Raw genomic sequence first — 24,561 nt, forward strand, 5'->3', positions numbered from 1 at the left:
AATGCTTAAAAGAATAATTTCAGTAGCGACAATTTTACTAACACTAACACTTGTAAGCTGTAAAGATGATGTGATGCCAAAACCGGCAAGTTTTTTACGTTTGGATTATCCGGAAGCTACATATGCTAATTTTGAAGGTAATTGTCCATTTTCTTTTCAAATGAATGAAGCTGCGATTATAAAAGGCGAAAAAAATTGTGGTTTTGCAATTACGTATCCCAAAATGAAAGCTACCATTTATTTAACTTATAAACCAGTAAACGGCGATATCGAAAAATTGCTTAAAGATGCTCAGAAACTAACTTACGAGCATGTAATAAAAGCGGATGATATATTAGAACAGCCATATTTAAACCCTGAAAAAAAGGTTTACGGAATGTTTTATCAAGTTGATGGAAACGCTGCTACAAACTCTCAATTTTACGTTACAGACAGTACAAAACATTTTATAACCGGATCGGTTTATTTTTATGCAAAACCAAACTTCGATTCAATTATGCCGGCAGCCAGTTATATCAAAAATGATATGCGACAGTTGATGGAAACATTAAAATGGAAATAATAAAAAAAGCATTCAACTGAATGCTTTTTTTATGTTTTAAAGTGATGTAATTAAAAATTGCATTGAACTAAGAAGCCGAAAATGCATCATTCATAAAATCCTGAAGTCCTGCTTCTTCGAGTATTTCGATTGAGAATTCTCCAAAACGTTTTGGAAGCCAAATAATTCGAATTCCGCTGGGAGAATTAAGGCTTTCTAATGACAAAGGATTTCCATTTTCATCTTCCGGCTGAACTCCCTTAGAGACCAATTCATCAAAAACTTTTTCAATGTCCGGAGTAGAATAACAATGACGATAAATAGTTCCTTCACCTTTAGTATCTAATAGGTTTTTTAAATTTCCCGAAAAAGGCTTCACCAGCATAAATCGTTCCTGACCCATTTTTACAACAGCATATTCGACATGAAGTTCTCCTCTTTCCCAAGTGAATTTCTTTGAGATTTCGGCTCCAAGGATTTGTGTGTAATAATCACAGGCTACCTGAAGGTCTTTAACTAAAATGTCTATATGGCTAAATTTAAGGTTCATTATTTTTTATATTAATTTATTATTGCTGTGAGTGAAATCGATTTAAATAATTTTAAAAAAAAACAGTAGTAATCCTGAGTTTACTACTGTTTGAAATGTATTATTTCTTTTGTTTTTCAGTACTCTATAAATCTTTTATTAAGATTTGATATTTGAAGTTTTATATGTTTTTCCATCCCCTGTTTCCTGAACTACTTTAGTTAAATTTTCAGGGTTTTGAATTGTTTTGTCGAAAGTAACTGTTGCCGTTTTTTTATCAAAATCAACGGCAGCTTTTTCTACACCTTCAAGATTTGATAGTTCTTTTTCGATAGTTTTTGCACAACCTACCGCACAAGTCATTCCTTCGATTGTAAAACTTGCTGTTTGTACATTTTCCGCGGCAATTGCTTTGTGTTCTTTAGTAACTGTTTTGTCAGCATTTATTACCGCTAAGCTTTTGTCTTCTTCTTTTTTGCAGCTTACAAGTACTAAACCTGAAATTGCTAGTGCCGTTATGATTTTTGTAAATTTCATTATATCGATGTTTTAAATTAGCTAATAACGTTGTTTGCAAAATTAATAAAAAAGCGAAGGTCAGTTCATAAAATAATTACAAATTTGCAGTAAAATACTATTTATGGATGCAAAACAATTAAAGTGGTTTTATTTATTCTTGCTTTCGCTAATTTGGGGAAGTTCTTTTATTTTAATTAAAAGAGGATTAGTTGGTTTAACAGCAATTCAGGTAGGTTCACTCCGAATTATTTTTGCCGCTTTGTTTTTGCTTATTGTAGGATTTTCAAGTTTAAAGAAAATTTCCCGCCGTCAATGGAAATTTGTGGCGCTAACATCAGTTTTTGGGACATTTATTCCTGCTTTCTTTTTTGCCATTGCCGAAACTCAGGTCGATAGCTCGATTGTAGCTATTTTAAATTCGCTTACACCTTTAAATACATTGGTTCTAGGAATAATTGCTTTCGGAATACAATTTCAAAAACGTCAGGTTTTAGGAGTTTTCGTTGGTTTAATTGGATGTCTGTTGCTGGTTTTAAGCGGTGCTTCTGCGCATCCGGGACAAAATTATTATTATGTTCTTTTGGTCGTAATTGCAACGATTTGTTACGCCATAAATGTAAATCTAATCAAGAAGTATTTGCCGGATTTGAATTCATTAAGCATCACAACCGGAAATTTTACGGTCTTGCTTATTCCTGCATTAATTATTTTAAGTACAACCGATTTTACACAAAGAATAAATCTCGAAGTAACACAGCATTCTATTTTATTTGTAATGATTTTGGGTGTTTTAGGTACCGGAATTGCAAATGTTTTATTCTTTAAATTAATTCAAATGTCATCGCCTGTCTTTGCAACATCAGTAACGTATTTAATTCCGATAGTTGCTTTTTTCTGGGGATTATTAGATAATGAAATGCTAACGCCAGTTCAGTTTTTTGGCGCTTTTATTATTTTGATCGGAGTTTATTTGTCGGCTAAGAAATAAAAAAAGCTTTGTCAAAGTTTTAAACTTTGACAAAGCTTTTAAAAAAATCTTAGTCCCGAAGCTTCGGGATAGCAACTTAATACCAAAACCTTTTTAAAGAAAATCTGCTTCAGAAACGCCTTCATTTATCTTAATCTCAGACATTTTAATGTCTAATTCAAAACCAGCGTTTTGTATTAGATTAAAAGGAACTTTTACGCCTTTAACTTCTTTATAATCATTAAAATAAGTTGTTTGTGTTGTCGATTGCCCGCTTTGCTCTTTTATTTTGGTTTCGGCTACTTTTAATCCTGATTTTACATCGTAATAATAAATAGTTTTTCCATCTTTTATAGAATAAGCGTCGTTGCCGTTTATTGGTTCTATTCCTTCCACTTTTAAACCAGTTTTTTTGCTTAACAGCAATTCCTCAAAAGGAGCTGCATTTGCTTTCATTTCGGCTAAATCTGCGCCTTCAAGATTTTTACGTTGACCTTGTTGTTCTATATAAGCACCTTTATCGTTTACAACTTGCTTCATCAAAGCCATGGTTCCCATAGAAAGTGAAACCATCATTTTTCCTTTTGAATCTAATTTTGAAGTAAAAGTTAAAGGAGTCGGCGCTTGCGGAATTGTTGTAGAACCTTTCATAGAAAGTGTTTTTGCTGCAGAAACCGCTTTTTCGCCACCAATTGCTTTGATATAATTCTCAAACACAGTTTTTGCGGTGATTTCAGCCGGAGCTTCTTTTTTGCTTACCGGTTTTTCAACAGGGTTTCCGTATTTGTCAAAATAATAAATAGGAATTTGAAGTTTTTCTAAACCGCTTAGTACTTCAGATCCTTTTCCTACGATAACAATTCGCATATTATCAAGAGGGAAATATTTGTTGGCAACACGATAAATATCATCTGGAGTAACATTATTAATCGTCTGAATATATTTTTCATAGAAATCAGCCGGAAGTTTTTCTGTTTCGATATTTAAAGCGTAACGAGCAACAGCCTGAGGTTTTTCAACCTGCATTACAAATCTTCCAATATAACCTGCTTTTACGTTTTTCAACACATCATCAGAAACTTTTTCTGTTCTGATTCTTTTAATTTCTTTTACAAATTCGGTAACGGCACTATCGGTAACCGCATTTCGAACTGCAGATGTTGCTTTGAATTTAGTAACATATTTTCCGCTTCCAATATTTGAATTTGCGCCGTATGTCCAGGCGTGCTGTTCGCGCAGATTCATGTTTAAATAACTGTTGAAATCACCACCCAAAATTTGATTTGCAATTACAGCAGGGAAAAAATCAGGATCACTCATTTTTAAATTTACGGTATTGACCAATGAAATCTCAGATTGAACTGCGTTTGGAACATCAACAAAATCAATTTGAAGTTTTGATACATTTTGCGGATCTGCGTAAGTATTTTTTGGAGCGTTTTGTTTTTTCCATCCGCCAAAAAGCTTTTCTACGGCTACTTTTGTTTCTTTAAATTTAATATCTCCAATTACAACCAAATAAGCATTTTCGGGCACAAAATAAGTAGCGTAATTTGCCTGAACATCTGCAAGAGTAACATTTTTCAACGTTTCTTCAGAAATAAATTCTCCAGCTGGATGATTTTTTCCAAAAGCCAAAACGTCAACAACGCGATTGGCAATTGCCGGAACGCTTTTTTCATCGGCTTTAAGGCCTTCCAATAATTTTGCTTTTTCCTTATCAAATTCTTCCTGAGTAAAATTTGGCTGTAAAGCTCCTTCGGCTAAAAGCTCCAGAACTCTTCCGGAATATTTAGAAAGCGAACTTGCATAAGCGCCAGATGAAGTAAAATTGATGCTTGCGCCATAAAAATCAATTTCTTCATTAAAAGCTTCTTTTTTTGTTTTTTTAGAGCCGTTTCCAATTAAACTGCTGGTTAATTCGTCAACGCCTTTTTTGTTTCCTTCGGTAAAAGGAGCGTTGTCAAGCGTAAGATTAAAACTTACTCGTGGTAATTTATGATTTTCAACCACCAAAACTTTCATACCGTTTGCCAAAACAAAAGTTTGTGGTTTTTTGATGTTGACTACTGGTGCGTTACCTGGTTTAGGTTGTGGGCGATCTTGTGCTTGCATAATTCCCGTTAGGAATAAAAGGATTAAAATTGTATGTATTTTTTTCATGATTTGAGACTCTTAGTTTTCAACTTTTTTTGAAGGAACATAATCTAAAATTAAACGCTGATTAGGGTTTAAATACTTTTTAGCGACATCTCTAATTTCTTCTCTTGTTATAGAGTGGTAGAGGTCGATTTCGGTATTTATAAGATTTACATCTCCATAAAGTAAATAATAAGAAGCTAAATTTTCTGCAATTCCTTCGACACTTGCGTTTGCGTTGACAAAATTATTATCAAATTTATTTTGTAATTTTTGATAGTCTTTTTCAGAAATCAAATCGGTTTGTATTTTAACAATTTCCTCATCCATTTCTTTTAAAATGTCTGCGGTTGTATTAGGCTGCATTGGCAAACCGTATAAAATGTACATTCCGTAATCTTCCTGGCTAAAACCGACAGCACCAATTTGAAGCGCCATTTTTTTATCATCAACTATTTTTTTGTACAATTTTGAGCTTTTTCCATCACTTAAATAAGAAGAGATTAAGTCTAAAACCCGGGCATCCCTTGTTTTCATTGATGGTGTTCTGTACGAAGCAACGACCATCGGAATCTGAATATTCGGATCTTCATAAGTTGCTTTTATAGTCTGGTTGATTGGTTCTTCTGTAAAAGTTTGTTTTTTTACGACTTCCCCTTTCGGAATTGGACCAAAATACTTTTGAATCCATTCTTTGGTTTTTGTTTTGTCAAAATCGCCTGCAACAACTAAAACGGCGTTATTTGGTGTGTAGAATTTTTTATTAAAAGCCTGAAATTCTTCAAGAGTTGCAGCATCCAGATCTTTCATAGAGCCAATTGTTGTCCAGCGATACGGATGGTTTTTGAACATGTTTTTTTTAACTTCAGGCAAAATATTTCCATAAGGCTGATTGTCGTAACGCATTCTCTTTTCTTCTTTTACGACTTCATTTTGCGTATCAACTCCAATTTTGTTGATAATTGGGTGCATCAATCTTTCAGATTCCATCCATAAACCAAGTTCTAAACTGTTTGACGGGAAAACTTCATAATAATAAGTTCTGTCATCAGATGTATTGGCATTGTTTACTCCGCCATTTGCGGTTACAATTTTCATCCATTCACCGCGTTTTATGTTTTGGGTTCCTTCAAATAACAAATGTTCAAAAAAGTGAGCAAAACCTGTACGATCCGGGCGTTCATCTTTAGATCCCACATGATACATCACAGAAGTTACAACAACTGGCGCCGAAGGATCGTTGTGCAAAATAACATGCATGCCGTTGTCTAAATTATATTCTTCAAAAGCTACTTTTTGAGCATGAGCTACTCCGCCAAGCATTAATGCAGCACTTAACATCATTATCGAATTTTTCATAAAGATTAATAATTTTTATTACCTAATATTATAGTAGGTAGTCAAGAGGTAATTATAGTTACATCAAAAATAAGTTTTTTTAATGATGATTTTAATATTAGCCAATATTTTGATGCTACTTTAACAGTCTTTTACATCGGGATATGTTTTTTAAAGCCATAAAACACCTTGAAAAACAGACTTTAATGCGATGAAAATATTTTTGAAATAAGAGATTGCACAGTAAATTATTAATTGTATATTTGCAACCTTAAAAATCAATAAATCAATTTGGTATGTATGCAATCGTAGAGATAGCAGGGCAACAATTCAAAGTAAGCAAAGACTTAAAGGTTTATGTTCACCGTTTGGCTAATGAAGAAGGTTCAAAAGTTTCTTTTGACAAAGTTCTTTTATTAGACGATAATGGAAATGTAACTTTAGGCGCCCCAGCTATAGAAGGTGCTTCAGTAGAAGCTAAAGTGTTACAACACTTAAAAGGAGATAAAGTTATCGTTTTCAAAAAGAAAAGAAGAAAAGGATACAAAAAGAGAAATGGTCACAGACAATATCTTACTCAAATTGTAATTGAAGGTATTACTGCAGCAGGTGGAACTAAAAAAGCAGCAGCTAAAAAAGCAGTTGTAGCAGAAGAAGCTCCGGCTACTGAAGTTGAAGCAGCTCCAAAAGCAAAAAAAGCAGCAGCTCCAAAAGCAAAAAAAGAAGCTACTAAAGAATAATAACAATATTTAAACTCATACGTCATGGCTCACAAGAAAGGTGTCGGTAGTTCGAAGAATGGTAGAGAATCAGAATCAAAACGTTTAGGCGTTAAGATTTTTGGTGGTCAAGCTGCTATTGCTGGGAACATCATCGTTAGACAAAGAGGTTCAAAACATAATCCAGGTGAAAACGTTTACATCAGTAAAGATCACACACTACACGCAAGAGTAGCTGGAGTTGTTAAGTTCCAAAAGAAAAAAGATAACAAATCTTATGTATCTATCCTTCCATTCGAAGCATAATCATAAAATTACTTATTAAAAAAACCCGTTCTGAAAAGAGCGGGTTTTTTCTTTTTCTGTAAATTGAAATTGGCTATCGGCGTATACATAATATAAATAAAACGGTAAATTTTATTGTTTTATTATAGAAAGCATCATATAATCAGTGTTATGTGGTTTTTTCTTAGTTGAAATTAACACAGAAACTGAGTTTGAATTCGTCCTAAAACCGGTGCAGAGACAAATAAAAATTTGCCACAGAGAACGCAAAGTTTTTTAAATATGTCAAGTTTAGTAAAAACACAAAGGTCACAAAGCTTTGCGGACTTAGATTGTGTATACACAACTTAGATCTTAGTGAACTCTGCGAAAAATCTTTGCGTTCTCTGTGGTAAAAAATAATTGAGGAGTATGGGAATTTTAATGTTTCTCCACAATATTTGGCGTTGATCCATGTTTTTTTATTATCTGAATTGAAATTTTTTTGTATCGTATTATTTGTATTTTTGACTGGACTAAACCACTCAAATTTTGAAAAAAATATTTTTTCTTTTATTTCTTTTCTCTACAAGCCTGTTTGCAAAAGAAATTCATCCTACTGAACAAATAGCGTCATTAAATGATACTCAAAAAAAGATTTTATATGAATTCGCAGTTTTACAAAAAAGCGGTTCTGATGCTAATGCATATTGGTTGAAACATAAAAATCAGTTTTTTGTACTCAATGATTCGGTAAGAAATCAATTAGCAAATGAAATTTACGTCAACTCTCATGTAGTTTATATTCCGGTAAAAGATTCTGCAGTTCAAATTTGGATGCAAACGCAATCACTCACGAATTGGATGTTGTATTTGGCCGCTTTTATTGCAATTTGTGCCATAATTGGTTTATTACGCAATTATTGGAATTTGCTCATAGGTGTTCTTATAAAACAATTTGCACCGTTATTCAGGCTTTTGTTTTCGGCCATTTTGCTTACGTATGAGTTGTTACTGATAGGCGTTGCATGCATTATTGGAGGATGCTATTTAGAAGAAATGACACTGAGAACAGTAGTAATTCATACAGGTCTGTTTTTATTGTGGAGTCAGTCAACTGCCATTTTTACAAGAAAATATCTGGTTCAGAAGTATGTTTTTCAAATAAAAGACAATTTCTGGGGAAACAATAAATGGGAAACGGTAAAAACAATTTGTCTTCCTGCAATTATTGTGACTGTCGCTCTTTTGTATGTCTTATATAAAGTTCCGGGTGATACATTATATAATTATGAGATTGTTGTGTCTGGTATGGCGGCTATTTGTGCTTTACCTTTTTGGCGTGTTTTAGAGAAATATATATCGCCAATTCTAATACCTTTTAAAGATACTTCGATCGAGAGAAGTATTTATTCACTTGCTGCCTGCATGGTTTTAGCTTTGCTTATAGATGGATTTTTTATAGCACAGCAGAATCCGCTTTTTTGCTATGTCATTATTGCGTTGACTAGTTTGCTGATTATTTCCTTTTTATTATTGTCACTTAAGGATAATTTTAAATACAATTATAAAAATTACTATTATTTGCAATTTATTACCATTCTTTTTCTTTCGGCTGTTTTATTGTATAGTTTTTATATTCATTCCGGAGAAATGATTTGGGCGTCGTTAATAGGAACAAGCATTTATGTTATTATAAAATATTGGGAGATTCCAACATTTTTTGTCAGCTGGAAAAGAAGCAAAACGGCTACTTGGGGATTTCTTGGAATGGCGGTATTATTGTGGTTGCTGGCCAAAGGTATTTTATATGTTTCGGGCGTGTTGTACGTGGCTTAAGTTATAATTGTTTTGTAATTTCGAGCGAAGGGAGAAATCGCATCCAGAGAGTGTCTTTACTTTGTGTTATTTCTCCCTTCGGTCGAAATGATAAGATTGTCGGGAATTGGAATTTGGGATTTTTAAATTGGGATTTAATTTATTCTATTCCGTATCCTTCGTTTCTTCCAAATCCTCAGTTTTACGGCCAACTTTTACTTTAGGACTATCCTGAGTTCCTGTAACAGTTAATGGAATTCCGAAAATACCTAATGGAGGTAATCCCAAACGCATTTTTAAATTTAATTTTCCGTCTAAGCTTGTAGTTCCCTCAATTCTTGGTCTAAAGCCGGCAAACTTAAATTTAAAACGTTCAACTGTCATGATATTATTCTTGATCTTACTTTTTATTTCAACTTTTGAAAGATCAGGGTTTTTCATAGATTCAGAATTGGTTTGTTTGCTTACGGCATTAAACATTTTCAAACCTCTTACTTTTACATCTTTTACAGAAAGTGTTCCGCCGCCAACAAGCGATGGATAAACCGGTTTCATGTTTTCGTTTAATCTCCCTTTTAACTGATAATCAAGCGATACAATTCCTTGTGCTTTTTCGGCTGCACTAGCCATTTTTCTAAAAACTTCAACTTCATTGTAAGCCCTTTTAATATCAAAATCAGAAGCTTTAATGCTGTAGTCAAAATTTGCTTTTTGAGGCGTCACAGCCTGATAATTGCCATTCATAGCAACATTACAGCCAATTAAATTGAAGCCTGTATTTTGCATGCTCAGTTTGCCTTGGTTCATCTTTAAATTTCCGCTGGCATTTTGAAGATTTAATTTGTCAAAATAAACTTTTTGGGCATGCGCCATTAATTGCAAATTTAAATTGGTTGGAATAATAATAACTCCAGTTTGTTTGGTTTCCGTTTGAGAAGCTGCATTTGTATCTGTTTCAGACATAAATTCATCAACATTAATATATCTCGCCGAAACCGTAAAAGAGCCTTTTAAAACTCCTGTATTTGTTGTTATATAATTAAAAACGTTCTGCAAATATCCGTTCATCTTAAAATCTGATTGCCCATAAGCAGCCAAAAAGTTATTGAAAGACATTTTATCCTGATTGATTTTGAAAATACCTTCCTTAATGATGAATTTTTTAGGCAGATATTCTGATGCAACTCCAATGTTTCTAAGTTCAAGCGTTCCTTTGTTGTAAAGTTTGCTGTAATTTCCTTTTTCAGCGTCGCTTTGTTTGCCTTTTAAAACCAAATCAGCTTTTATAAAACCATCTAAATCCAAACCTTTTTGAGAAAACACTTTGTATATTTTATTTACATCAAGTTCACCATTTGCTTTGATGTCGTAATTTAAATCATCAAAATCGCTTAAAGCAGCAGATACAAAAACAGGTTTTCCTTCAAAAGTAAACTGAGCTGGTTTTAAATTCACTTTCAAATCCTGAAAAGTTCCTTTTTGATTGCTGATGTTAGATTTTACAACAATGTTGGTAATCGCATTTGGATAATATTTTGTTTTAATATAGCCGTTCTCTAAATCAATATTTCCTTTTGTAACAGGAAAAAGTTTGTTTTTTTGATCGAATTTCCCCTTCGCTTTTACATCTCCGGCCAAAGTTCCTTTTAATTCCAAATCAGGAATTCCAAGAGCTTTATTTAATTTGGCAAGATCTATTTTGGCTTTAAAATCGGCGTCAATATTTGGAGTGCTTAAGCCTTCCATATATAACTTTGATTTTAAATAATCGTTATTGATCTTCAGTGATATATTTTTGGCATCAACAATTAAAAGTTCAGGATCTAATGAAGGAACTTTTGTTTTTACCTCTAAATTAAGATCAGAAACCGGAAAAGCACTTTTGTTATAATTCACAAATCCGTTGTCAATTTTTACATCTAAATTAAGGTCCGGAGCTTTTTTTTGCGAAGCAATATAGTCTCCTTTTACTGTTAAAAGTAAATTAGTATTACCTTTTAATTCTGTTTTAGAAAGCCAGGTGATGTATTTTGGTGGAAAAGCAGTGAAAACATCGTACAAGTCGCTGTTTTCTGATTTTATTGCCAAGTCCATATTATAGCCGTCTTTTAGAAAATTGAAATTTCCTTTAAAATCGACTACCAGCTGATTTATTTTTAAATTGTTTTGTTGGAAAAAGAATGATAACGAATTGATATTTACTTTCGTAATCAAATCGGCATCAATTTTTTTGTTCATTAAATAAGGTTCATCTTCATAAACAATATTTAGTTTTTCGACTTTTGCTTTTGAATATAAATCGAAAACGGATTTGTTTAAATCTCCTTTTCCTAAATAATTAAAACCAAGAGCATCAAAATGTACTTTTGTGGATCGATCATCATAAATAATTTTACTGTTGATGATTTCAATTCGTTCCAATTTTAAAGCTGTATCTGAGCTGTCTTTTTGTGTGGTTGTCTGTGCCGTAGATTTGTAAATGTTGTAATTGGCTTCACCATTTTTATTGACTTTTACATTAATAAACGAGTCAGACAAATAAATCTGGTCGATTTTTACAGATCGGCCAAAAACTAAACTTGCAACGTTTATTCCAAACGAAACCTCTTTTGCAGTAATAAATTTTTCAGCTTTATAAGGTGCAGAACCATTAAGACTTAAATCATTTAATGTTAAGGTTAAAGAAGGAAAATGACGAAAAAAAGATACAGAAACATCAGAGTAATTCAATTCGGCGCTTAGCCTTTCATTCGCCGTTTTTTTGATTTGATCCTTAATTTGATCTTCAAAAATGATTGGCGTTAAAAACAATAACCCCAGAATAACAGCAAAAGCTATTGCCAGGTATTTACCTGTTTTTAGTAAGACCGATTTAAATTTATTAGTTGGCATTTAAAATTGTGATATGATTTATATTTTGAATTAGGATCGGATAAGTTTTTTATCCGTGAACGGTTTCGCTTTTTCCGTAATTGGTTATGATTGAACCTTCATATTCAATCCATTCTTTCCAGCGTTTGTCGATGTCAATATTGTCTGTATATTTTCTGGCAAAGCCTAAAAAAGTAGTATAATGTCCGGCTTCAGAAATCATCAAATCACGATAAAATTTGGCTAATTCTTCGTCTTTTATATTTTCAGAAAGCACTTTAAAACGCTCACAGCTCCTGGCTTCGATCATTGCCGAAAACAATAAACGATCGCAAAGCGCGTCTTTACGGCTTCCATCTTTCTTCATAAATTTAAAAAGTTCATTTACATAATGATCTTTTCTTTCGCGGCCCAAAGTCAGGCCTCTTTTTTTAATTATGTCGTGAACCATTTGTAAATGTTCCAGTTCTTCTCTTGCAATTACAAGCATTTCGGTTACCAATTCTTCCAATTCAGAATTGTAAGTAACTAAACTAATGGCGTTTGAAGCTGCTTTTTGCTCGCACCACGCATGATCCGTTAAAATTTCTTCGATATTCGATTCGACGATATTTACCCAACGAGGGTCTGTGGCTAATTTTAATCCTAACATAATTTTATAGAAAAAAGTGTTTTGCAAAATTAGTGTTTTTTATCGCCGAAAGTCAGGAAATATGGTGCAAATCCGCGTAAAATAGTATTATTTTGTAACTTGAAACAAATCAAATGAATCACGCAAAAAAACTTTTAATTATTGGTTTTGTCTGGCCGGAGCCAAATTCGTCTGCAGCGGGTGGAAGAATGATGCAGTTGATTTCTATTTTTGCAACAAATGGATTTGAAATTACATTTGCAAGCCCGGCATTAGACAGTGATTTTATGGTTGATTTGAAAGCTTTTGGAGTTGAAAAAAGAACCATAGAATTGAATAATTCCAGTTTTGATGATTTTATTATGGCATTAAATCCGGATATTGTTTTATTTGATCGTTTTATGATTGAAGAACAATTTGGATGGCGGGTTTCAGAAAACTGTCCAAAAGCAATTCGTTTACTTGATACTGAAGATTTACATTGTTTGAGAACGGCGAGACAAAAAGCTTTTAAAGAAAATCGAACTTTTGAAGTTCAGGATTTGTTATCTGAGGAAGTTGCAAAACGTGAAATCGCAAGTATTTTAAGATGTGACTTATCTTTTATTATTTCAGAATTTGAAATGGATCTCCTAAAAGATACTTTCAAAATTGATTCCAATCTGATTCATTATTTACCTTTTTTAGTTGATAAAATGTCTGAGGAAAATCTTCAGGAATTACCTTCTTTTGGAGAACGCAAGAATTTTGTTTTCATCGGAAATTTTCTTCATGAACCAAATTGGAATACAGTTCAGTATTTAAAAGAAACGATTTGGACTTTAATTAGAAAACAGTTTCCCGAAGCTATTTTACAAGTTTATGGCGCATATCCATCACAAAAAGTACTGCAATTGCATCAGCCTAAAAGCGGTTTTTTTATTATGGGAAGAGCAGAGGATGCCAATGAAATTGTAAAAAACGCCAGAATTGTTTTGGCTCCAATTCGTTTTGGTGCAGGTTTAAAAGGAAAATTGTTAGAAGCAATGCAATGCGGAACGCCAAGTGCAACCACAACAATTGGTTCGGAAGCAATGCATGGTAATTTACCGTGGAATGGTTTTATTACTGATGATATTCAGGAGTTTGCCAAAAAAGCTGCTGAATTATATAGGGATGAAAACTCGTGGAAGCAAGCCCAAAAAAATGGAATCGCAATTGTGAACGAGTGCTATCAAAAAAATAAATATTCAGATGAATTAATTAAAACAATTAATTCATTATTGAATGATTTTGAAAATCATCGTTTGCATAATTTTATGGGAAGTTTGCTGCAGCATCATACTTTAAAAAGTACCAAATACATGGCAAAATGGATTGAAGCGAAGAATAAAAATTAGGCTTCCATTTTTCAGGAGCTAATCCCGCTATCCGTTCCAATCTTTTGTGGCTCCCGAAGCCTCGGGACCGCCACAAAAGGATTTTCACTTCTATCGGGGCTAGGACAATCATTTTCAAAATAATATTTCCGTTTATTTTGTCATTTCGGCGGAGGAGAAATTACAAATAACACGTATAAAAAAAGAGACTATTCCTTTGAGGATAGTCTCTTTTAAGATTGTATTCTTTTAAAGTTTATTTCAACAAACCTTCAACAGCCTGAACGGTTGTTGCATGATAACCTGATTTTGCTTTTTCAAAAATTTGTTTTGCCCAGCTTTTTCCTTCCGGAGTTTTTACCAATTCTTTATAAAGTGTCATTAAAGATCCGGTTCTGCTCGTTGCAATCATAAATTGTTCTATTGCAGGATAAGCAGGTTTGTACTGATGAATTATTGCCTGTGCAAACCACTGACGTTTGATTACGAAGTTACCGTTTTTAGTAAAATTGAATTCATTGTCAATTGCGGCCATTTCTTCAACAGTAATATCTGCAGGCAAATAATCAATAAAATGCTGTTTTTCCGTTGTTGATTTTATTTTCGAACTTAATCCTTTAACGCCTGTTGTTCTCCAGTTTTTCTGAATGTTATCTATTGCAGTAAAATCTTCAGAAGAAGGAGTGGTTATATTTGATGGAACGCCTGGTTTATAAATCCAGTCGTCTAATTTGATTTTATCAGCCAGGGCTTTGTCTCCTTTAATAAGATTCTCTTTTAGGTATTTTACGAAATCTTCTGTTGTTATAGATTGAAAAGCATGCGCATCAAAATAGTTTTTAATAAACGGATCGAATTTTTCACGACCAACAGCTGCTTCGATTACTTTCAGGAAATTATAGCCTTTTACATAAGGAATCTGGCTAATTCCGTCATCTGGGTTTCTGTTGGTAAGACTTACTTTTAATCTTGTATCAGGATTGGTAGCGCCATATTCAGCAATATTGTCATCTAAATCTTTACGAGTTAGAACATCCTGCATTTCAGCTTCTTTTTTACCGAAAATTTCTTCGCCAATTCTGTGTTCAACATAAGTAGTGAAACCTTCGTTCAACCAAATATCATCCCAGGTTGCGTTGGTTACTAAGTTTCCGCTCCAACTGTGGCCTAATTCGTGCGCCAATAAACTTGTTAAAGAACGATCGCCGGCAATAACGCCCGGAGTCAGGAAAGTTAAGTTTGGATTTTCCATTCCACCATAAGGAAAGCTTGGAGGTAAAACCAAAACATCGTAACGTCCCCAACGATATGGTCCATAAAGTTTTTCGGCAGCACCAACCATTTTTCCCAGCTCAGCAAATTCCCATGCAGCTTTTTTTAATATAGAAGGTTCAGCATAAACTCCGGTTCTGTTGTCAATTGATTGAAATGCAATGTCTCCAACAGCAATTGCCATTAAGTAAGATGGAATCGCTTTATCTTGTTTAAAAGTGTAAACACCTGTGTCGTTTTTTTGTTGAGGATTTACAGAGGCGCTCATTACAGCTAACAAATCTTTAGGAACCGTAACTTTTGCATTATAAGTAAAGCGTATTCCCGGTGAATCCTGACATGGAATCCAGGTACGAGACCAGATACTTTCTCCCTGAGAGAAAACAAAAGGTTTCTTTTTATCTGCAGTTTGTTGCGGATTTAGCCATTGCAATGCAACAGCATCTTTGGTTGTGCTATAATAAATGTTAACTTTTGTAGTGTTTGGTTCAATAGTAATATGAAGTGGTTTTCCGTGAAATTCAACTGCTGCACCGAGTTCGAATTTCGTTTCTTTTTCTTCGTCACCTAAAGTTACTTTGGTAATATTTAGCGTGTTTTCATCAAAGATAATTTCGTTTCCTTTGCTAATATTATCAATTTGCCAGGAAGCTTTTCCTGAGATTGTTTGTGTATCAAAGTCAACTTTGATATGAAGATCTAAGTGTTTTACGACAGCAAGATCTGCTTTAGAAAAAGTGTGCTCGTCTTTAATAGTAGCTTTAGCAGTGGTTGTTTTTTCTGCCGGATCTTTTTTCTGACACGCAAAAGCTGTTAAAAATAAGGTTACTAAGAATATTTTTTTCATATTTATGAAGTATTGAAATTGAGAAACTAAATTAAATAAAAAATCCCGTTCTGATTACTCAAAACGGGATTTAAATATGTAAACAATCGATTATGCCAACATTGTAACCGGGCTTTCGATGTATTGTTTTAACGTTTGTAAAAATTGAGCTCCGGTTGCGCCGTCAATTGTTCTGTGGTCGCAAGCTAATGATAACATCATTGTGTTTCCAACTACAATCTGACCGTTTTTAACTACTGGTTTCTCAACAATTGCACCTACAGAAAGGATAGCAGAGTTTGGCTGGTTGATAATTGAATTAAATTCAGTAATACCAAACATTCCAAGGTTAGATACTGTAAAAGTACTTCCTTCCATTTCTTGTGGTCCTAATTTTTTGTTTTTTGCTCTTCCTGCAAGATCTCTTACACTAGCACCAATTTGAGATAAACTCATAGCATCTGTAAATTTCAATACAGGAACTACTAATCCGTCTTCAACAGCAACAGCAACACCAATATTAACGTGGTGGTTGATGATGATAGCATCTTCTTTCCACTGAGAGTTAATTTTTGGATGTTTTTTCAATGCCAAAGCACAAGCTTTAATCACCATATCATTGAATGATACTTTTGTATCAGGAACAGTATTGATAGTTGCTCTTGCGCCCATTGCTTCGTCCATGCTTACTTCGATCACTAAGTTGTAGTGAGGTGCTGTAAATAAAGATTCGGCTAAACGTTTTGCGATAATTTTACGCATTTGAGAATTTTTGATCTCTTCTGTGTAAACTTCTCCGGCAGGAACAAATACTTTCGGAGCAGATGGTGCAGCAGTTTCTGATTTAGCGTCAGCACTTGCAGCAGGTTTTGCTTGTGTGGATGGAGTAAAGTTTTCGATATCGCTTTTTACGATACGTCCGTTTTCTCCAGAACCTTTAACCTGAGTTAATTGGATTCCTTTATCAGAAGCGATTTTTTTAGCTAATGGAGAAGCTAAAATTCTTCCTCCTGAATTATCGGCAACAGCTTCTGTAGCTTTTTCAGCAGTAGGAGCAGCAGCTTTTTCTTCTGTTGCAGGAGCACTTGCAGTTGCAGCGCCTCCGCCAGTATAATTTTCAGCAATTCCGGCAATGTCAGTTCCTGCTGGTCCAATGATAGCTAATAAGCTATCAACAGGCGCAGTATTTCCTTCCTGAATACCGATGTATAATAATGTTCCGGCATTGAAAGACTCAAACTCCATTGTAGCTTTGTCTGTTTCAATTTCTGCTAAAATATCTCCTTCAGCAACAGTATCGCCTACTTTTTTCAACCAGGTTGCTACAGTTCCTTCTGTCATTGTATCACTCAAACGTGGCATAGTAACTACTATAACACCTTTTGGTAATTCAGTTGCAGCTTTTGCAGGAGCAGCAGTTTCTGTTTTTGCTTCAGCAGCAGGAGCGTCAGCTTTTGGTGCCGAAGCTTCTGGACTAGCAGCAGGAGCATCTCCACCAGCTAAAAGTGCTGAAATATCTTCTCCTTCTTTTCCAATAATTGCTAATAATGAATCAACCGGAGCAGTTTCTCCAGCCTGAATTCCAATATGTAAAAGAGTTCCTTCGTTAAAAGATTCGAACTCCATTGTTGCTTTGTCTGTTTCAATTTCAGCTAAGATATCTCCTTCGCTAATTTTGTCGCCTACTTTTTTAAGCCAAGTCGCTACCGTTCCTTCCGTCATAGTATCGCTCAAACGAGGCATTGTTACTTTTATCGCCATAATATTTTATAGTTTATGAGGTGTAAATGGATAGTCTTCTTGTGCGTATACTACATCGTATAATTGTTGCAATTCAGGATATGGAGATTCTTCAGCAAATTTCTGACATTCCTCAACTAAGTCCTTAACTCTTTGGTCAATTACTTCAATTTCTTCTTCTGTAGCGTATTTTTGATCCATAATTACATCTAAAACCTGAGTAATTGGGTCAATTTTTTTGTATTCTTCAACCTCTTCTTTAGAACGGTATAATTGTGCATCAGACATTGAGTGTCCTCTGTAACGGTACGTTTTCATTTCAAGGAAAGTTGGTCCGTCTCCACGACGTGCTCTTTCAATAGCTTCGTGCATTGCTTCAGCAACTTTTACAGGATTCATTCCGTCAACAGGTCCGCAAGGCATTTCGTATCCTAAACCAAGTTTCCAGATATCAGTGTGGTTTGCAGTTCTTTCTACAGAAGTTCCCATTGCATAACCGTTGTTTTCAACGATAAATACAACTGGTAATTTCCATAACATAGCCATGTTGAAAGCTTCATGTAATGAACCTTGTCTTGCAGCTCCGTCACCAAAATAAGTCATGGTAACACCGCCCGTGTTGAAATATTTATCAGCAAAAGCCAAACCAGCTCCTACCGGAATTTGTCCACCTACAATACCGTGACCTCCGTAAAAACGGTGCTCTTTAGAGAAAATGTGCATAGAACCTCCCATACCTTTAGAGGTTCCTGTTACTTTTCCTAAAAGTTCAGCCATTACATTTCTGGGATCAACTCCCATACCAATTGGCTGTACGTGGTTTCTGTAAGCAGTAATCATTTTATCTTTAGTCAGGTCCATAGCGTGCAATGCGCCTGCTAATACAGCTTCCTGACCATTATATAAGTGTAGAAAACCTCTAACTTTTTGTTGAATGTATAATGCTGCAAGTTTGTCTTCAAACTTTCTCCAAAGCAGCATGTCTTCGTACCACTTTAAATATACTTCTTTTGTAACTTCTTTCATCTGAATTCTTTCTTTTGCTAAAGTTTGTTTGTGTTATCAATTGTTGCCTATAACGCAAAATAGTTTCCTCCCACAAATTTGCGCCCGAAAGGTCGGGATGCAAAAATAAGACATTACATTTAAGAACTAAAATTTAAACGCTACTTTTTGGCTTTTTTTTACAAGAACTTTTTATCAAACATAAAAGGGAGCAAATTTTTAAGGGATGTTGATTGGTAAACTTCTCCAATTTCACCCATAAAATAGATTTCTATAGGGGTTTCCTGTTTAATTTCGTATTCTGCTATTGATTGACGGCATGAACCACATGGCGGAATTGGAGCTTTTGTCTGATTGGTATCTGACGCTGCTGTAATTGCCATTTTTAAGATTTTAGCTTCCGGATATACACTTCCGGCGTGAAAAATAGCGACACGTTCTGCACATAATCCCGAAGGATACGCCGCGTTTTCCTGATTTGATCCCAGAATTATTTTTCCGTTATCTAAAAGTAAAGCGGTACCAACTCTAAATTGGGAATATGGGGCATATGCTTTTTTGCGAATTTGAATTGCCTGATCCATTAAGTTTTGAATGTCGTTTGGCAGTTCTTCTATTGAATCATAAACTAAAAATGATGATGTAACGCTTATTTCTTTCATTCTTTTTAAGGGAAAAAAAATCCAAATTTCTAATTTTAGAAATTTGGATTGTTGTATTGTTTTTAATTTTTTTGTTTAGTATTGCTCGTATTTATCGCCAAAGTTAAACGTTAAAGAAAAACGAAGTGTGTTTTCTAACGGATTTTTAACTTTTGATGTTGAAAATAGATAAGATACGTCAATTTTAACTATATTATATTTGAATCCGGCCCCTAAAGAGAAAAATTGTCTCGCTCCTTTTTCAGGGCTTTCATGAAAATAACCTGCTCTTACGGCAAATGAGTCCTGATACATATATTCTGCACCAACGCTATAGGTTATTTCTTTTAATTCTTCGCTAAATCCGTCCGGAGCATCTCCAAAAGATTTAAATATTCCAGAAACCCAGCCAATATCATTGTAGGCTTTATAATTTGCTGCATCTGCATCTGCCTGAGAAATGTCTCCGGCATCTGTAAAATCTCCATCTCCGTTTGCATCAACAGCAGTTCCTGGTCCTGGAGGAGTTGGTACTAAAAGTTTTGTAAATTCTAAACTTACACCAACTTTGTTGTAGTCGTCTAAAATAAAATCAAAACCTCCTCCTAATCTTAGGTTTGCAGGTAAAAAGTTAGCACTTATGTCGTCATTATCATAACTGATTTTTTGACCTAAATTTTGCATATTGAAACCTGCTCTCCATCTTCCGTTAAAATCAGCATAAGCGATTTCATCAGATTGATAAAAACCAGCAATGTCTACTGCAAAAGAACTTGCAGCTGATGCATCAATGTCGGTTGAAGGGATTTTTAAGTTTGAACGGATGTATCTTGCGCCAACGGCCATAGAAAATTTATCACTTAATTTTAATGAATAAGATCCGTCTAGGGCAAATTCATTAGGATTTACTTCTCTTGTAGGCTCATTTGGATCTCCAGTTTCTCTTAGTTCAATTCCTCCAAAACCAAAGAAACGAAAGCTTGTTGCAAAAGCACTTCGTTCGTTAATTTTATTGTAATAGGTAAGTTGTCCTAAAGAAATGTCGTTAGCCAAATCTGTCAAATAAGGAGTATAGCTTATTGAAAGCCCTTGTGCTTCTACTGCAAATGCATATTTTGCAGGATTCCATTGTTGAGAATAAGCGTCTGTTGCTGTTGCTACACCCTGGTCTGCCATACCGGCCGCTCTTGCATCTGCGGCAACGAGTAAGAAAGGTACTCCGGTAGTAATGGGACGTTCAATGTCTTGGGCTTTTGCGTACGAAATAATTAATAAACAAATTAATAGTAGAGATATTTTTTTCATTTATAGATTTAAGGTTTTTATGGTAAAAATATATATATATTTATAATATGACAAGTTTTTCGTACTTTTCTGCTCTTTTATTTGTTAAATTTGATCTAACAGTGAGTTTGTAGATGTAAACGCCTTTCCCAATGCGGTCTCCAAAATCATCTTTGCCGTCCCAGGTTATCTCTCTTGATAAAAAACCTTCAGTTGTAATAACCTGATTTTTTGTCCATACCACTTTTCCGGTAATTGTCATCACCTGAACCTGAACATCTAAAGGTTCATAAGGTCTGTTATGTGAAAACCAGAATTGAGTGTAGGTCGAAAATGGATTAGGATAATTAAGAACGTGTGTCAGGGTCAGTGATTCATCTCCAACAACTATAAACTGTATTTCGCTTGTTACGGGATTGTTATAAACATCCCAGGCTGTAAAACTTATAGTGTGCAGTCCTGCTTCTAAATTTCTTAGCGGAAAACGTAAATTTCCATTTGTATAATCGTCTAATTTAGTTTGATAATAATCGTTTAGTATATAAGGATTACTTACATCTCCATCTAAAATCGCTACAATATCATGACCAATTCCGCTAGCGGTATTTATCCCGTTTTCATCTTCTAAAAAAGCCAATAAAAATGGAGAACTATTTGTGATTCCGCCAGAAACAAAAGTTTCGTCGTTCATATATAACTTCACTTTCGGATTTATATTGTCCGCAGGTGCATTTTCATTTATTCCGCCTATTTTAATGGTAGTATTATAGCCTGATTGGTTCTCTAAAAGTGCCGTTTTCTTTGCATAAAAGCTAATTCGGCCATAGTCTACCGGTATTCTGATGTCTCTTGGAACAACAAAACTAAATTCAAACTGACCATTGGTTACTGATGCATTTCCTCTAAAAATAGTTTCTCCCAAAGTTTTGAAAGACATTGCAGGGCTATAACCATCATTATTTAAAGTTGTGGTTGTAATTAATTTATCAAATATAGCAGTGGCCAATTCGCCATTATAATTACTTAAAACAGTATTGTTCTCGTCTGTAATTTCTCCTGTAATTTTAATTTTTGCTAAAGATTTAAAATCAGCAATAGGCTGTGAGATAACAATATCATTTACTTTTGTTAAATTAATTCTGGGTTTGGGAATAGCCAGCATCAAAGCGGGATCTCCAATGTAAAAAATTACATTACTGGATGAGCTTGGATTATCATTTTTAGAAATCCGAAGTGCTTCTGAGATTGCAGTATATTGGTTTGTGCCATAAGAAAGCAGGTTTTTTGTAAGGTTGTCATTAAAATTTTCTGCATTATATTGACCTATAGCACGAATGGTTGTAAGCATTGCAATTGCTCCTCCTTTTGGATTCCAAAATGTGTATTCGCCTGCTGTTGGCCTTGTTGGGTCATCAAATCTTGAAAATTCGCAGGTGATAGTTATAAATAAGGGATATTTGTATTGATTGTTTAAATTTTGACCGTCAGATTTCTCCCAGATTCTTTCGGCTGCCAATCCATCTTCACCGCCATGTCCCAGATAATTAAAAACCAAAGCTCCTTTTTCAAAAGCATCAAAAAAGTCAGTTCTTGCTTTTGGATATCTCGATCCTCCGGCAGAAGCTTCCTGAGTATATGAGTCCAGAATAATTTTGTCAATATTAAAAAAAGGTTTTTCGGTTGAGATAAGATCTGCCAATGCATTTTGACGGGATTGCAAAGAAGCATCAGAACTCTGGTCAGCATCATCGCTTACTAAAACAAAATTATTTCTCCAGTTTCCGTACGATTTAGTATCGTGATATTCCAAAACTTTATTGACCATTTCTTCGGCCTGAGCATTGTCTGAGATTAACATTCTTCCAACTGCGATATCAATTCCTCCAAAAAAAGAAATCACATTTCCTTCGTCAGCATCCATGAGGGCGTAAAAGTCATCTGATGCAAATGAAGATTCTCCAACGGTATTACTATTTAAGGAATGATATATAGGTACAATATTCGTGTTATTTGAAATTCTGTTTTTATAATCGAATGATGCATCGCCAAACAAATTCACGTATTTAATTCTTTTTTCTGCGGAAGAAGCATTGTCATAAATATATCGGATGCAGTTTCTAATGGCAGAAATATCTTGTTTTCCAGAAGAAAATTCCTGATAGATATTTTCTAGCGAAATTACTTTTACATTTAAATTAGAATTAGTGCGATGAAAATTGGCTAGTTTTTCTGCTTGGGAAATTAAAATTTTAGGAGTTATAATTACATAATCAATATCCTGAAACGCATTTTGATTGTTTTTAAAAAGTGTTCCTTTCAAATTCTGGTTTGCAATTTTGGGCTGACTATCTTTTAAAGGAGTATAAAAATCTGAAGCATCAATTGCAATGTATTTTCGAATTTCTCCTAAAGAAGCTTTAAAGCTAAAAGTGGCCAAATTTGTATTTTCTATTTTTGATACATTATATAGGTCTGTAACATCCCAAATCTGACTAATGCCTGAAGCGTTGCCAATAGTATAATTCACAATTCCCGAAGTTGAACCTGCCAGATCATATTGAAACTTAAATTGTTTTCCTGTGCCCTGCAGTTTTCGTTTTGCAATTAGGTTGATATAATCCAGATATCCTTTTGAGCCTGGTACACCATTATTATTATAGGTAAGTTTTATTTTGATATTGTCTGCACCTGTAAAAGTGCTGTTAGAAGGGAGTTTTACCGAGTAATATCTAACATCAGAACCTGTAACTAATGAATTAAATGAAATGTTGCCAATGTTTTGCCCGTTGGCAGAAACTGCAAAAGAAGTAGGAGTGTAGGCGGCCGAAGCTGCGTTTACTTCTATTTTTAAAGGAATTGTTGTTTCCAGATTTGGGAAATTGAACTCAAATTCCTGTTCTGCATTAATATCAAACGCTTCTCCTAGCCATTGACGCCCTAAATGGGCAACGTTAGTAAGGTCGACTTCGTGAAATTGATAGTCATCAAACGTGTTTAAGTTCAGTGTAGCGCTGCCTGTTGGCTGATTTGCGGTAGAAATTCTTTTCCCATCGCTGCCGGTTGCTGTAATATAATAGTATGATTTGGTGTCGTATAAATTAATATTGGTCTGGCTTTCATTATTCCAGTTGTCAACTCCTTCTGCATAAAAAAGAATATAATCTTCATTATTAAAAGTACCGTCATTTTCTCCTATAATTTGAATACTGTTTTCCATTAAGTCATCAGGATAATAAGTATTGTTTGCTAATGGAAGCATTTTTCCACCATTTCCATAAATTTTAATCTTTCTCGGATCAACTTTGCCTGCATCAAATCCTAAACTCTGTAAAAAAGACTTTGAAATTTTATAAGCACCTGATTTTTCGACATAAAAGCGATACCAGTCGCCAGAAGCCAAAACAGAATTAGAAACTAAGGCTGATTTTTGATAAGAAGAAGAACTACTGCTTTTTGCTGTACTATTATTTATTGAATACGAAAATGACTTGATTCGTTTATAGCTATTTCCTTCCTTAATAATTGGGTAAAGAGATAGAAAAGTTTGTTTCTTATCTCTTGCTGAGACGTTTTTTAATGTTTCATTTGGTCTGTCCGGAATGTTTTGAAGTGTTAAATCTCCTAAATCCGTAATAGAAATTGTTTCGTATATGACGTTAGTTAACGAAACAGAATTGCTGTTTGAAGAGCTCGATTCGGCAAGTTTAAGAAGCAGTGTTATGCTTTTTTTTGTAGTATCGAACCTAAAACTGCTTCCTGTGAAGTAAGGTATGATTATTTTGTATTCGCCAAAACTCATCTCTTTTTTATTTTGCCAATCTAATGTGAGGCCGCCATTTATCTGAGAAAATGAGACAAAAGGAATCAAAAAAAGATATAGAATTATGGCTTGTTTCATAGGTTGAAAATACTAGTTTGAAATTAAAACATTTTAGTAAGTAAAAATATAGTATTTCATGTTATAGTAAATAATAAAAAGTATATTTTTGCGTTCGTAACTATAGGTTATTTTCTGGTAAAAAACAGCTAAATAAAATTATTAGAACAGATGTTGCTAATTAAATGTTAATTATTATATTGCAGCACCTAAATTTATCAC

The 24,561-nt window shown here is 34.2% G+C and carries 18 protein-coding genes; 6 read left to right on the top strand and 12 right to left on the bottom strand.

From position 1 onward, the window contains the following. Position 1 precedes the first annotated feature (1 nt). Positions 2 to 562, top strand: a complete 561-nt coding sequence (gene gldD, locus RT99_RS18355) for a gliding motility lipoprotein GldD (protein WP_042566192.1) — start codon at positions 2 to 4, stop codon at positions 560 to 562. Positions 563 to 629: 67 nt separating this feature from the next. Here the strand turns inward: gldD and RT99_RS18360 are convergent, their stop codons facing one another. Both RT99_RS18360 and RT99_RS18365 read right to left on the bottom strand, forming a co-directional pair. Further along, entirely contained in the window at positions 630 to 1,091 is a 462-nt protein-coding gene (locus RT99_RS18360) for a VOC family protein (protein ID WP_042566193.1), read from the bottom strand. Between the two features lie 138 nt (positions 1,092 to 1,229). Further along, the gene (locus RT99_RS18365) at positions 1,230 to 1,607 is read right to left on the bottom strand and encodes a heavy-metal-associated domain-containing protein (RefSeq protein ID WP_042566194.1); all 378 of its coding nucleotides are present in this window, start codon (positions 1,605 to 1,607) and stop codon (positions 1,230 to 1,232) included. Between the two features lie 103 nt (positions 1,608 to 1,710). On the opposite strand from RT99_RS18365, the gene RT99_RS18370 reads away from it, so the two are divergent. Continuing rightward, entirely contained in the window at positions 1,711 to 2,577 is an 867-nt protein-coding gene (locus tag RT99_RS18370) for a DMT family transporter (RefSeq protein WP_042566195.1), read from the top strand. Between the two features lie 93 nt (positions 2,578 to 2,670). Here RT99_RS18370 and RT99_RS18375 read toward each other — a convergent pair whose 3' ends face one another. Beyond that, on the bottom strand, positions 2,671 to 4,719 hold the full coding sequence (locus tag RT99_RS18375) for a pitrilysin family protein (RefSeq protein ID WP_042566196.1): 2,049 nt from the start codon (positions 4,717 to 4,719) through the stop codon (positions 2,671 to 2,673). 12 nt (positions 4,720 to 4,731) lie between these two features. Then, the gene (locus RT99_RS18380; protein ID WP_042566197.1) at positions 4,732 to 6,054 is read right to left on the bottom strand and encodes a pitrilysin family protein; all 1,323 of its coding nucleotides are present in this window, start codon (positions 6,052 to 6,054) and stop codon (positions 4,732 to 4,734) included. A gap of 275 nt (positions 6,055 to 6,329) precedes the next feature. Here RT99_RS18380 and rplU point away from each other — a divergent pair, with 275 nt between their 5' ends. From rplU to RT99_RS18395, 3 genes are all read left to right on the top strand, one after another. Beyond that, positions 6,330 to 6,773, top strand: coding sequence for a 50S ribosomal protein L21 (gene rplU / locus RT99_RS18385; protein WP_042566198.1), 444 nt, complete (start codon positions 6,330 to 6,332; stop codon positions 6,771 to 6,773). 24 nt (positions 6,774 to 6,797) lie between these two features. Further along, positions 6,798 to 7,058 (top strand): 50S ribosomal protein L27, encoded by a 261-nt coding sequence (gene rpmA, locus RT99_RS18390; protein ID WP_017497241.1) that lies wholly within the window; start codon positions 6,798 to 6,800, stop codon positions 7,056 to 7,058. Positions 7,059 to 7,568: 510 nt separating this feature from the next. Next, entirely contained in the window at positions 7,569 to 8,855 is a 1,287-nt protein-coding gene (locus RT99_RS18395) for a hypothetical protein (protein ID WP_242607227.1), read from the top strand. 144 nt (positions 8,856 to 8,999) lie between these two features. Here the strand turns inward: RT99_RS18395 and RT99_RS18400 are convergent, their stop codons facing one another. Continuing rightward, positions 9,000 to 11,726 (bottom strand): AsmA-like C-terminal region-containing protein, encoded by a 2,727-nt coding sequence (locus RT99_RS18400; protein ID WP_042566199.1) that lies wholly within the window; start codon positions 11,724 to 11,726, stop codon positions 9,000 to 9,002. A 49-nt stretch (positions 11,727 to 11,775) separates the two neighbouring features. Continuing rightward, positions 11,776 to 12,357 carry a tRNA-(ms[2]io[6]A)-hydroxylase gene (locus RT99_RS18405; RefSeq protein WP_035685975.1) on the bottom strand — a complete coding sequence of 194 codons (582 nt, stop codon included), beginning with the start codon at positions 12,355 to 12,357 and terminating at the stop codon, positions 11,776 to 11,778. A 113-nt stretch (positions 12,358 to 12,470) separates the two neighbouring features. Between RT99_RS18405 and RT99_RS18410 the strand changes: the two genes are divergently transcribed. Continuing rightward, entirely contained in the window at positions 12,471 to 13,715 is a 1,245-nt protein-coding gene (locus RT99_RS18410) for a glycosyltransferase (RefSeq protein ID WP_042566200.1), read from the top strand. 235 nt (positions 13,716 to 13,950) lie between these two features. Here the strand turns inward: RT99_RS18410 and RT99_RS18415 are convergent, their stop codons facing one another. The 6 genes from RT99_RS18415 to porU form a co-directional block, all read right to left on the bottom strand. Next, positions 13,951 to 15,813, bottom strand: a complete 1,863-nt coding sequence (locus tag RT99_RS18415; RefSeq protein WP_042566201.1) for a hydrolase/aminopeptidase — start codon at positions 15,811 to 15,813, stop codon at positions 13,951 to 13,953. A gap of 90 nt (positions 15,814 to 15,903) precedes the next feature. Further along, a complete protein-coding gene (locus RT99_RS18420; protein WP_042566202.1) occupies positions 15,904 to 17,553 on the bottom strand; it encodes a pyruvate dehydrogenase complex dihydrolipoamide acetyltransferase in 1,650 nt (549 codons plus the stop codon). 6 nt (positions 17,554 to 17,559) lie between these two features. Further along, the gene (pdhA, locus tag RT99_RS18425; RefSeq protein WP_042566203.1) at positions 17,560 to 18,558 is read right to left on the bottom strand and encodes a pyruvate dehydrogenase (acetyl-transferring) E1 component subunit alpha; all 999 of its coding nucleotides are present in this window, start codon (positions 18,556 to 18,558) and stop codon (positions 17,560 to 17,562) included. A 158-nt stretch (positions 18,559 to 18,716) separates the two neighbouring features. Continuing rightward, entirely contained in the window at positions 18,717 to 19,199 is a 483-nt protein-coding gene (cdd, locus tag RT99_RS18430; RefSeq protein WP_042566204.1) for a cytidine deaminase, read from the bottom strand. A 75-nt stretch (positions 19,200 to 19,274) separates the two neighbouring features. Further along, complete coding sequence (gene porV / locus RT99_RS18435; RefSeq protein WP_042566205.1) at positions 19,275 to 20,483, bottom strand: type IX secretion system outer membrane channel protein PorV; 1,209 nt, start codon at positions 20,481 to 20,483, stop codon at positions 19,275 to 19,277. Between the two features lie 40 nt (positions 20,484 to 20,523). Further along, the gene (porU, locus tag RT99_RS18440; protein ID WP_042566206.1) at positions 20,524 to 24,360 is read right to left on the bottom strand and encodes a type IX secretion system sortase PorU; all 3,837 of its coding nucleotides are present in this window, start codon (positions 24,358 to 24,360) and stop codon (positions 20,524 to 20,526) included. Between the last annotated feature and the right edge of the window lie 201 nt (positions 24,361 to 24,561).

The organism is Flavobacterium sp. MEB061, from assembly GCF_000834715.1.
GTDB lineage: Bacteria > Bacteroidota > Bacteroidia > Flavobacteriales > Flavobacteriaceae > Flavobacterium > Flavobacterium pectinovorum.